The organism is Streptomyces sp. NPDC031418 (assembly GCF_055581605.1).
The window spans coordinates 437,586-448,496 of the sequence record NZ_JBVIJC010000002.1 but is presented as its reverse complement, the minus strand read 5'-3'; the positions used below and the strand labels follow the sequence as shown (position 1 = coordinate 448,496).

Genomic DNA, 10,911 nt, shown 5'->3' with positions numbered 1-10,911 from the left:
CTCTCCGTGAATGTTTTCCCGTAATCGGGATGAACACCACGAGAGCGGTGCGAGAGGAGGAATAGTCCCCTCGCACACAGCGTCCTCGCTGTGTTATTTCAAAGGAACCTCGACCATCGGACAGTGTCCGACGGACGGGGTATCAACATATCTGGCGTTGATTTTTGGCACGCTGTTGAGTTCTCAAGGAACGGTCGCTTCCTTTGTACTCACCCTCTCGGGCTTTCCTCCGGGCGCTTCCCTTCGGTGTTCCAAACTCTATCAGGGTTTTTCCGGCCCTCTGACCACCCTGCTGCGGACATGCAGAAGGGGATCCAGAGTTAGGATCCGACGAGTTTGGGTACTGCCGAGCGTGGTCGCTTTCGCGCCCCTCCGCCTCAGCAGGAGTTACGAATGTACACCCAGCCCGGAAGACGGTGCAAATCCATGAGGTTGGTGGTCTAGACCACTTCCTGGTAGCTTCCAGACGGAACGGCCCCTTCATATGACATACGCTGCTGCTCAGTGCCGGCAGCTCCACTCCTTGGAGGCTTCCCATGACCACCGTGACGTCCCCGCTCGCTGGACGCGCCATCGGACTGGCCGCCGTGCCGGATCCGGTCTTCTCCGGGGCCATGGTCGGCCCGGGCACTGCCATCGACCCGGTGCGCGAGCCCTCCGAAGCCGTGGCGCCCGTGGACGGCGTCATCGTTTCTCTGCACCCGCACGCGTTCGTCGTGGTCGACGGGAACGGACACGGCGTACTCACGCATCTCGGCATCGACACCGTGCAGCTCAATGGCGAGGGCTTCGAGCTGCTCGTCAACAAGGGCGACACCGTGGCCCGGGGGCAGGCAGTCGTGCGCTGGAACCCCGCCGCGGTCGAGGCGGCCGGCAAGTCGGCGGTCTGCCCCGTCGTCGCGCTCGAGGCCACGGCCGAGGCCCTCTCCGACCTGCGGGACAGCGGTGATGTGAAGGCCGGCGACAGCCTCTTCACCTGGAACTGACGGCAGTGCCGTCGTGATGACGGCACACAGGACAACCATCGCGGCGGCGGGACCCGCCGCACTATCGGAGACGGGTGAGATGGAGACAACGCTGCGAGGCGTCGGCGTGAGCCATGGCGTGGCGATCGGCGAGGTTCGGCACATGGGTACGGCGGTGCTGGAGCCGCCCGCCAAGCAGATCCCGGCGGAAGAGGCCGAGCGGGAGCAGGGGCGCGCCCGCCAGGCCGTGGACGCGGTGGCCGCCGACCTGATGGCGCGTGGCAACCTGGCCGGTGGCGAGGCCCAGGCGGTGCTCGAGGCGCAGGCCATGATGGCCCAGGACCCCGAGCTGATGGCGGACGTGGACCGGCGGATCGCCGTCGGCAGCACGGCCGAGCGTGCGGTGTACGACGCCTTCGCCGCGTACCGGGAGCTGCTGGCGGCTGCCGGTGAGTACCTCGCCGGCCGGGTGGCCGACCTCGATGACGTGCGGAATCGTATCGTCGCCCGGCTGCTGGGCGTGCCGATGCCGGGCGTGCCGGACAGCGACGAGCCGTATGTGCTCGTGGCGCGGGATCTGGCGCCTGCGGACACCGCCCTGCTGGACCCGTCTCTGGTGCTCGGTTTCGTGACCGAGGAGGGCGGGCCGACCAGTCACAGTGCGATCCTGGCGCGGGCGCTGGGTGTGCCGGCGGTCGTGGCGCTGCCGGGGGCCGGTGAGCTGGCCGAGGGCACGGTCGTCGCGGTGGACGGCAGCACGGGTGATGTCTTTGTGAACCCGAGCGAGGAGAAGAAGGCGGCGCTGGAGGCCGCAGCTGCCGAGCGCAAGGCCGCGCTGGCCGCCTCGACCGGTCCGGGTGCGACCGCGGACGGGCACAAGGTGCCGCTGCTGGCGAACGTGGGCGGCCCGGCGGACGTCCCCGCGGCCGTGGAGGCCGGGGCCGAGGGCGTGGGTCTGTTCCGTACCGAGTTCCTGTTCCTGGACGACAGCAAGAGCGCTCCTTCCGAGGAGAAGCAGGTCGAGGCGTACCGGCAGGTGCTGGAGGCGTTCCCCGAGGGCCGTGTGGTCGTGCGGGTGCTGGACGCGGGTGCGGACAAGCCGCTGGACTTCCTGACTCCGGCGGACGAGCCGAACCCGGCGCTGGGTGTGCGGGGTCTGCGGACGCTGCTCGACCACCCCGAGGTTCTGCGTACGCAGCTGACCGCGCTGGCGAAGGCCGCCGAGGGTCTGCCCGTCTACCTCGAGGTGATGGCGCCGATGGTGGCGGACCGTGCGGATGCGAGGGCGTTCGCCGACGCGTGCCGTGAGGCGGGGCTGCGGGCGAAGTTCGGTGCGATGGTGGAGATCCCGTCGGCCGCGCTGCGGGCGCGCTCGATCTTGCAGGAGGTCGAGTTCCTGTCGCTGGGGACCAATGACCTCGCGCAGTACACGTTCGCGGCGGACCGGCAGGTGGGTGCGGTGTCGCGGTTGCAGGATCCGTGGCAGCCGGCGCTGCTCGACCTGGTGGCGATGGCTGCCGAGGCGGCCGGGGCCGAGGGCAAGAGCTGTGGTGTGTGTGGCGAGGCGGCGTCCGACCCGCTGCTGGCGTGTGTGCTGACCGGTCTGGGTGTCACCTCCCTGTCGATGGGTGCGGCGTCGATTCCGTATGTGCGGGCGACGCTGGCGAAGTACACGCTGGCGCAGTGCGAGCGTGCCGCGGCTGCCGCGCGGGCGGCGGACAGCGCCGCGGATGCGCGCAGTGCGGCGCAGGCGGTGCTGTCCGGCGAGTAGTCGGTCGGGCCGGTGTGCCGGGGTTTCAGGGGCGTCCCGCCTTCGGGTGGGACGCCCCTGGCGTGTCCGGGCTGGTGGGGCCGGGCGGGTCTGCGCTGGGTGCTCAGTGGCGGTGCTCGGCGGCTGTGCCTTCCGTTCCGAGGTCCGGGGGCTCGCCGTAGTCGACGCCGGACTCCGGTGGGATGAGGTCGCCGGAGATGGCGTCGGTGCAGTAGGCGTCGAAGACCTCGGAGGCGGTGAGGGGCTCCAGGCCGCCGGCGCGCAGTCGCCAGCCGTAGACGCGGTCGGGGTTGCCGGGCGCGGTGGTGCGCAGGACCAGTCCGCCGGGGCTGCGGGTGGCGAGGCCGAGGGCGAGGACGCTGGTGAATTCCAGGGCCTCGGCCTCGTCGAGGTGGAGGGCGCCCTGCTGGTCCTGGTCGGCGTGCAGGGCGGAGATGAGGGTGTCCGGTGGTCCGGAGACGCTGCACACGAGGTGCCGGTCGCCGGCCGGTGCGGTGTCGAGGATGCGGACCAGGAGTTCGGAGGCCCGGGTGAAGGCGGCCCTGCCGATGTCCTCGCCGCAGGTCGGGCAGGGGCCGAGGCGGGTGAGCAGGGTGCTTGCGTACTCCCAGGTGGCTTGGCGTACGGCTTCGTCGACGAGGGCGGGCAGGAGGGTGGCGAGTGGGCGGCCGTCGTAGGGGATGGTGGGGCCGGTGGCCGCGAGTTCCGCGGTGAACCGGGTCCGGCTGGCGGGCTGGTCGGGGTCGAGGCCGGTGTCGGCGCAGAATGCCGCGTAGTCCTCGGGGTCGAAGAGGGCCAGGGTGGTGTGGCTGCCCTGGGCGGCTCGGGTCTTGAGGAGGGCCTCCACCTGTCGGAGGTAGGTGCTGTGGTCGTCGAAGGTGAAGCTGCGGTAGCGCCGCATCGCCCGGAAGTCGTGTTCGTCGGTGAGCAGGCCGATGGTGCCGGCGATCTCGCGGCGCAGGACGCGCCGCATGCTCAGGTGGTCGGTGTGCGCCATGATTCCCCCAGTGCGCAGTCGATCAATGCTCACTCACCGTAACCGACGGCACTGACAACGGGGGCGGCTGAAGCCTGTTACGGACCAGGCGGTGCGGGTTTGCGCAGGTCACGGCGGTAGCGGCACCGAGGAGCCGTCCGGGCGAGTGGACGGCTCCCGATGACGGTGGTGACGCCGAGTGGGCCGATGGGGCGCTGGGTCCGGGGAATCAGGCGCGCTTGCGAGCCAGTTCCTCGTAGAAGCCGAGCAGGGCGAGGTTGTCGATGGACCCCGGGTTGACCGCCTTCTCCAGGGGGGTGCCCTGGAGGAGACGCTTGACGGGGACCTCGATGCGCTTGCCGGTGAGGGTGTGCGGGACGCCGGGTACCTCGATGATCTCGTCGGGTACATGGCGTGGCGAGAGCTGTTCGCGGATGGCCTGCTTGACGCGGTTGAGGAGTGCCTCGTCGAGGACGGCGCCCGGTGCGAGATGGACGAACAGCGGCATCCAGTAGCCGCCGTCGGGCTGTTCGACGCCGATGACGAGGGATTCCTTGATCTCCGGCAGACGTTCGACGACCTCGTAGATGTCGGCGGAGCCCATGCGCACGCCCTGCCGGTTGAGGGTGGAGTCGGAGCGGCCGTGGATGATCACGGTGCCCCGGGTGGTGAGGGTGATCCAGTCCCCGTGGCGCCAGACGCCGGGGTAGGTGTCGAAGTAGCTGTCGTGGTAGCGGCTGCCGTCGGGGTCGTTCCAGAACCGGATCGGCATGGAGGGCATGGGGTTGGTGACGACCAGTTCGCCGACCTCGTCGAGGAGGGGCTTGCCGCTGGGGTCCCAGGACTGGAGGTCGGTGCCGAGGCCGGGCGCCTGGAGTTCGCCCGTGTAGACCGGGAGGGTCGGTACGGCTCCGGCGAAGCAGGAGCAGACGTCGGTGCCGCCGCTGACGGAGGCGATCCACAGGTCGTCGCGGACCTCGTCGTGCAGCCAGCGGAACCCGTCGGGCGGCAGCGGCGAGCCGGTGGTGGCGACGCACTTCACCGTCGAGAGGTCGAAGTCGCGGGCGGGGTGGACGCCGGCCTTGCGGCAGGCCATGACATAGGCGGCGGAGGTGCCGTAGAGGGTGGCGCGGGTGCGTTCGGCGATCCGCCACTGGGCTCCGGTGTCCGGGTAGCCGGGGCTCCCGTCGTACAGGACGATCGTGGTGCCGGTGAGCAGGCCGGAGACGAGGAAGTTCCACATCATCCAGCCGGTCGAGGTGTACCAGAAGAAGCGGTCCTCGGGGCCGAGGTCGCAGTGCAGGCCGAGCTGCTTGAGGTGCTCGACCAGGATGCCGCCCTGGGACTGGACGATGGCCTTGGGCAGGCCGGTCGTTCCTGAGGAGTAGAGCACCCACAGCGGGTGGTCGAAGGGCACCTGCTCGAAGGCGGGCTCGGTGTCCCGGGCGGTCAGCGCCGACCAGTCCAGGGCGCCTTCGGGTGCCGGGGTGCCGAGGAGCGGGATGTGGACGACGGCGCGCAGGGTGGGCAGTTCGCGGCGCAGCTCGGCGACGGTCTCGCGGCGGTCGTGTTCCTTGCCGCCGTAGCGGTAGCCGTCGACGGTGAAGAGGACGACGGGTTCGACCTGCTGGAAGCGGTCCAGGACGCTGCGGGCCCCGAAGTCGGGGGCGCAGGAGGTCCAGACGGCGCCGACGGCGGCTGTGGCCAGGAGGGCGACGACGGCCTCGGGGATGTTGGGCAGGTAGCCGCTGATCCGGTCGCCGGGGCGGACGCCGAGGGCGCGGAGTTCGGCGGCGAGGGAGCCGACCTGGCGGCGCAGCTCGGACCAGGTCACCGGGCGCGGTTCGTGGGTCTCGTCCACGTGGAGGAGGGCGGGTTCGTCCGCGCGGTCCGCGGCGGCGCGCAGGGCGTGTTCGGCGTAGTTGAGGGTGGCTCCGGGGAACCACTGGGCGCCCGGCATGGCCCGGTCGCCGAGCACGCGCGCGTAGGGGGTCGAGAACCGTACGTCGAACCACTCGGTGACGGCTTTCCAGAAGGTCTCCAGCTGGTCGACGGACCACCGGTGCAGAGCCGGGTAGCCGTCTTCGGCGGGGGCGCCGTGGTGTTCGGCGGCCCATGCCTGGAAGCGGGTGATGCGGGCCTGGGCGATCCGCGCGGGATCGGGCTGCCAGAGCGGCTGAGGATTCGCGGTCGACATGGGGGCGGCTCCCGGGCTGTGCGCGTCGTGTGCGTCGTCCGCGCACGGGCTGGGGTGTGCGCGTGACACGGCTGACAGGGACGATGCCATGTGATCGACTTCTGCACCAGGGTGTGCCCCACATAGTCCCCCTCTTGAAGATGTGGTGCCAGCACGGGTGAACGGCAGTTGAACGACACGCGCGGGCGGGTCGCGGGGTGGCAGGGTGAGCAGCATGGACGGTCGTGACCTGGTGCGTTCGGTGAGTGTGGTTGGTTCGGGGAGGGCGGTTCGGGGGTTGCGTACCGTACGGGCCGCGTGGCGCAGGAGGCGGATCGATGCCGCCGGGCTGCCGCGGCGGGGGGCCGAGCGGGCGCGGGTCCCGGGTCGGGTGGAGGCCGTGGAGCCGGGGCCCGGGGGCGGGGTGATCCGGTTCAGCCGGTCCGAGCTGCGGATCACCGTGGCGGTGAACGGGGCGGTGTTCTGGGGGTGGGACGGCGCCGACCCGCATCCGTCGTACGCGCTGGCCGGGAAGTGTCCCGAGCCGGATCCCCGGGCGGTGCTGGAGCCGGACAAGGACGGCGGCTGGCGGGTCGTGGCCGAGCGGGTGACGGTGGTGGTCTCGCGGCACGGCGCGGTGGAGGTGTGCACGCCGGGCGGTGTGACCTTGCGGCGGGATCTGCCGCCGCGCTGGTGGGAGCCGGTGGGCGGGGGCGCGGCGCGGTGGATGCAGCGGTCGGAGGTGGCGGCGGACGCCCGGTTCTTCGGGCTGGGCGGACGGGCGTCCGGGCCCCGGCTGCGGGACGGGGCGTACCGGTTGTGGAACACCGATCCCGGGCGCGCGTTCGGCCCGGGTGACGATCCGCTGTATCTGACCATGCCGGTGCAGCTGGTGGTCGCGGACGCCGGCACGCATCTGGTGTTCCACGACACCACGTGGGACGGCGTGGTGGTCCTGCGCGAGGGCGAGGAGGGCGCCGGGTCCGGGCACGACCGGGCGGGACGCTGCGAGGTGCGGATGGACGGCGGTCCGCTGCGCTGTTGGGTGATGGCGGGGACTCCCGCGCGAGTGCTGCACACGTGGGCCTCGCTGACCGGGGCGCCCGCGCTGCCGCCCGCGTGGGCGCTCGGTTACCAGCACGCGCGGTGGGGCTTCGGCAGCGAGCAGGAGGTGCGTCGGATCGTCGCGGGCTACCAGGAGCGTGATCTGCCGCTGGACGCGGTCCATCTGGACATCGATCACTACGACGACCATCAGGTGTTCACCGTCGACCAGGAGCGCTTCCCCAAGCTGCCGGTGCTCGCGGAGGAGCTGCGCCGGGACGGGATCCGGCTGGTGTCCGTCGTGGATCCGGCCGTGAAGGCGGCGGCGGGCAATGCCGTGTACGACAGCGGCTCCGCCCTGGACGCCTTCGTACGGGACGCCACGGGGCGCGAGGTGCGGGGCGTGGCGTGGGCCGGAGAATCGGTTTTCCCGGACTTCACACGCGCGCGTGTGCGCGCGTGGTGGGGCGGGCTCTACGAGGAGCGGCTGGGCCAGGGGTTCGCCGGGTTCTGGCACGACATGAACGAGCCGACCTCGTCCAACGCCTTCGGTGAGTCGACGCTGCCGCGCTCGGCCCGGCACGCGCTGGAGGGGCGTGGGGGCGACCATCGGGAGGCGCACAACGTGTACGCGCTGTGCATGGCCCGGGCGGCTTACGAGGGGCTGCGCGAGCTGTCGCCCCAGGAGCGGCCTTTCCTGTTCTCCCGCTCGGGCTGGGCGGGCATGCAGCGGTACGGCGGCACCTGGTCGGGGGATGTGGCGACGGGCTGGCCGGGGCTTCGGGCGTCCCTGTCGCTGGTGCTGGGGCTCGGGCTGTGCGGGGTGCCGTACTCGGGTCCGGACGTGGGCGGGTTCGACGGCAGTCCGTCGCCCGAGCTGTATCTGCGGTGGTTCCAGCTGGGCGCGTATCTGCCGCTGTTCCGCACCCACGCGGGCCTGCGGGCCGGGCGGCGGGAACCCTGGGAGTTCGGTGCCGAGGTGCTGGAGCACGCGCGCGTGGCGCTGCTGGAGCGCCGGCGGCTGTTGCCGTATCTCGTGACGGTGGCGCATCTCGCCCGGCGGACCGGGGCGCCTTATGTGCGGCCGGTGTGGTGGGGGGCGCCGGAGGACCGGGCGCTGCGGGACTGCGAGGACACGTTTCTGCTCGGCGACGGTCTGCTGATCGCTCCGGTGCTGGAGCCGGGGGCCGTCCGGCGTGCGGTGCAGCTGCCGCGGGGCCGCTGGTACGACACGGCGACGGAGGCGGCGTACGAGGGCCCGGCGCAGGTGCTGGTGGACGCGCCGCTGTCCCGGATACCGGTGTTCGCGCGCGCGGGATCGGTGATTCCGGTGCGTGACGCCGACGGTGCGCCGGCACTCGAGGTGTGGGCGCCGGCCCGTGGCCGGACGGGGGGCGGGCTGGTCGTGCCGGACGCGGGCGACGGGTGGGACGAGCCGGAGCTCGAACGCTACGCCGCCCGCTGGCAGGGCCCGCGGGTGGTGGTCACCAGGGAACGCGCGGAGGGGTCGGCCGAGCCGGATCGTCCCGTTCGCGTGCGGGGGCTGGGCTGAGCCGCGCGGCTCAGACGTACCGGCCCTCGAACCAGGCCCGCACGGCTGCGGTGTGCAGCGGGAACGCCAGTTCCTCGGGCCTGCGCAGCAGGTGCCAGCCCTCGGTCTCGTCGGTGGGGCCGGAGGGCGGCAGCCCCTCGGCCGGACGCTCCGGGAGGAGTCCGAAGAGCAGCAGATGGCCGTCGGGTGAGCTCATGGCGTCGACGAGCCGCACGTCGCGGGCGGCGGCGTCGATCCCGGTCTCTTCCTTGAGTTCACGGACGACGGCCTGTTTCCAGTCCTCCCGGTCGTCGATGTAGCCCCCGGGCAGGGCCGTGCCTCCGCGCGCGGGTGCGATGGTTCGCGTGATAACGACCAGGGACGTGCCCCTGGTGTCGTACACGGGCTGGAGCGCGATCGCGACCGGCAGCGGGTTGCGGTAGGCGACGCCGCCGCAGGAAGGGCAGGTGCGCGGCCAGCCGATGACGCCCTCTCCATAGGGCGCTCCGCAGCGCGAACAGTGGGAGTCCGGCACGGAGTTGGCAGTGGGTTGCTGAGTTTCGGACACGCGCGGACTGTATCCGATCAGAGGAAGGGCGTCTTCCGGTCGTGGCATGCCGAGAAACGAAGGCACGCGCGAGGGGCGGCCGGAATCACCCCCGTCGACCCCGGCCGCCCCTCCTGTACCAGGACGCCGGGAGCGGACGTTCGGTTCACACGGGCGCCCTGCCCTTTTACTGTCTTCCGTGGCAGACTTCTGACGCTTCGTCAGATTCCTCGGTGGGGAGGGATTTTGCCACGCAGACATACGCCCGAGGTGGCCGGATGGTTCACCGGTGAGGGTGACGGCTTCCGGCTGCTGGGCACGCGCTGCTCGTCCTGCGCCTCGGTCTTCTTCCCGCGCGAGGACGGCCACTGCCGCAACCCCTCCTGCCCTGGCGGGACGCTGGAGGAGGTGCCGCTGTCCCGGAGGGGGCGGATCTGGTCGTACACCGACAGCCGCTATCGGCCACCGTCACCCTATGTGAGCAATCCGGAACTTCCCTGGGTGCCGTACGCGTTGATCGCGGTGGAGCTGGCCGCCGAGCGGATGGTGGTGCTGGGGCAGGCGGCTCCCGGGGTCACCGTCGCCGATCTGACGGTGGGCATGGAGGTCGAGGTCGTCGCCGGGGTGCTCCACGAGGACGCGGAGACGGCCTGGACGACCTGGCAGTGGCGGCCGACGGGGGTGGCGGTGTGACCAAGGACGTGGCGGTGCTCGGCGTCGGCATGCACCCCTGGGGCAAGTGGGGGCGGTCCTTCGTGGAGTACGGGACGGCGGCGGCCCGTGCGGCTCTCGCGGACGCCGGTCTGGACTGGGCGGACGTCGGCTCCGTCGTCGGCGCGGACACGGTGCGTGGCGGCTATCCCGGGTATGTGGCCGGTGCGACGTTCGCCCGGGCTCTGGGCTGGCAGGGGGCGCGAGTCTCCAGCGTGTACGCCGCCTGCGCGTCCGGGGCGCAGGCGATCGCCACCGCGCGGGCGCAGATCCTCGCCGGGCTCGCGGACGTCGTCCTCGTCGTGGGCGCGGACGCGGCGCCGAAGGGGTTCTTCCGGCCCGCCGGCGGTGATCGTCCGGACGACCCGGACTGGCTGCGCTTCCGCCTGCTGGGCGCGACGAACCCGGCGTACTTCGGGCTGTACGCGCGCCGGCGGATGGCGGTGCACGGCGACACGCCGGAGGACTTCGCCCTGGTGAAGGTGAAGAACGCGGCCATGGGAGCGCTCAACCCGTATGCCCGCTACCGCAAGCGGGTCACCGCCCAGGAGGTCGCGGCCTCGGCGGTGGTGGCCGATCCGCTGCGACTGCTGGACATCTGCGCCACCTCCGACGGCGGCGCGGCCCTGGTGCTGTCCGGCATGGACTTCGCCCGGCGGCACGGCGCGGACCGGCCGGTGCGCATCCGCGCGGTGTCGACGGTGACCCCGCGTTTCCCGAACCCGGTGCTGGACCTGCCGGACATCGCCACGGACTCCGCTGTCGCCGTCGAACCGGCCGGCGAGAGCTTCCGGGCGTCCATCGCCCGGACCGCGTACGAGGAGGCAGGCATCGGCCCCGAGGACCTGTCCGTGGCCGAGGTGTACGACCTGTCCACCGCGCTGGAGTTGCAGTGGTACGAGGATCTGGGGCTGTGTGCCGAGGGGGAGGGCGCGAAACTGCTGCGGGAGGGCGTGACGGCCCCGGGCGGCCGGACACCCGTCAACACCAGTGGCGGTCTTGCCTCCTTCGGGGAGGCGGTGCCGGCGCAGGCCCTCGCCCAGGTCTGCGAACTGACCTGGCAGCTGAGAAGCGCGGCGGGCGACCGCCAGATCGCTGGTGCGCGCGTGGGGATCAGCGCCAACCAGGGGCTCTTCGGGCATGGGTCGGCGGTGATCGCGGTGAGATGAGAGAGGGCGCGAGCTTGCGTC

8 protein-coding genes are annotated in these 10,911 nt (G+C 71.8%); 5 read left to right on the top strand and 3 right to left on the bottom strand.

Going from position 1 to position 10,911, the window contains the following annotated elements; translation table 11 throughout:
• Window positions 1-536 precede the first annotated feature (536 nt).
• Both ACZ5CZ_RS04140 and ptsP read left to right on the top strand, forming a co-directional pair.
• The gene (locus ACZ5CZ_RS04140; RefSeq protein ID WP_385846740.1) at window positions 537-986 is read left to right on the top strand and encodes a PTS sugar transporter subunit IIA; all 450 of its coding nucleotides are present in this window, start codon (window positions 537-539) and stop codon (window positions 984-986) included.
• Window positions 987-1,065: 79 nt separating this feature from the next.
• Window positions 1,066-2,736, top strand: coding sequence for a phosphoenolpyruvate--protein phosphotransferase (gene ptsP, locus ACZ5CZ_RS04135; protein WP_385846739.1), 1,671 nt, complete (start codon window positions 1,066-1,068; stop codon window positions 2,734-2,736).
• A gap of 103 nt (window positions 2,737-2,839) precedes the next feature.
• On the opposite strand, the gene ACZ5CZ_RS04130 is transcribed toward ptsP, so the two are convergent.
• A complete protein-coding gene (locus tag ACZ5CZ_RS04130; protein WP_385846737.1) occupies window positions 2,840-3,733 on the bottom strand; it encodes a hypothetical protein in 894 nt (297 codons plus the stop codon).
• A gap of 208 nt (window positions 3,734-3,941) precedes the next feature.
• Window positions 3,942-5,909, bottom strand: coding sequence for an acetoacetate--CoA ligase (locus ACZ5CZ_RS04125; protein WP_468938920.1), 1,968 nt, complete (start codon window positions 5,907-5,909; stop codon window positions 3,942-3,944).
• Window positions 5,910-6,123: 214 nt separating this feature from the next.
• Here ACZ5CZ_RS04125 and ACZ5CZ_RS04120 point away from each other — a divergent pair, with 214 nt between their 5' ends.
• Complete coding sequence (locus ACZ5CZ_RS04120; protein ID WP_468938917.1) at window positions 6,124-8,484, top strand: glycoside hydrolase family 31 protein; 2,361 nt, start codon at window positions 6,124-6,126, stop codon at window positions 8,482-8,484.
• Between the two features lie 10 nt (window positions 8,485-8,494).
• On the opposite strand, the gene ACZ5CZ_RS04115 is transcribed toward ACZ5CZ_RS04120, so the two are convergent.
• Window positions 8,495-9,031 carry an NUDIX domain-containing protein gene (locus tag ACZ5CZ_RS04115; protein ID WP_385846733.1) on the bottom strand — a complete coding sequence of 179 codons (537 nt, stop codon included), beginning with the start codon at window positions 9,029-9,031 and terminating at the stop codon, window positions 8,495-8,497.
• 225 nt (window positions 9,032-9,256) lie between these two features.
• Here ACZ5CZ_RS04115 and ACZ5CZ_RS04110 point away from each other — a divergent pair, with 225 nt between their 5' ends.
• A complete protein-coding gene (locus ACZ5CZ_RS04110) occupies window positions 9,257-9,703 on the top strand; it encodes a Zn-ribbon domain-containing OB-fold protein (protein WP_385846732.1) in 447 nt (148 codons plus the stop codon).
• On the top strand, window positions 9,700-10,890 hold the full coding sequence (locus ACZ5CZ_RS04105) for a lipid-transfer protein (protein ID WP_385846730.1): 1,191 nt from the start codon (window positions 9,700-9,702) through the stop codon (window positions 10,888-10,890). The genes ACZ5CZ_RS04110 and ACZ5CZ_RS04105 overlap by 4 nt, the downstream gene beginning before the upstream one ends.
• The last annotated feature ends 21 nt before the right edge of the window (window positions 10,891-10,911 follow it).

Bases quoted from the DNA above. Each gene is read 5' to 3' on its own strand.
- ACZ5CZ_RS04130 (WP_385846737.1), bottom strand. From the start codon at position 3,733: ATGGCGCACACCGACCACCTGAGCATGCGGCGCGTCCTGCGCCGCGAG.
- ACZ5CZ_RS04140 (WP_385846740.1), top strand. From the start codon at position 537: ATGACCACCGTGACGTCCCCGCTCGCTGGACGCGCCATCGGACTGGCC.
- ptsP (WP_385846739.1), top strand. From the start codon at position 1,066: ATGGAGACAACGCTGCGAGGCGTCGGCGTGAGCCATGGCGTGGCGATC.
- ACZ5CZ_RS04120 (WP_468938917.1), top strand. From the start codon at position 6,124: ATGGACGGTCGTGACCTGGTGCGTTCGGTGAGTGTGGTTGGTTCGGGG.
- ACZ5CZ_RS04125 (WP_468938920.1), bottom strand. From the start codon at position 5,909: ATGTCGACCGCGAATCCTCAGCCGCTCTGGCAGCCCGATCCCGCGCGG.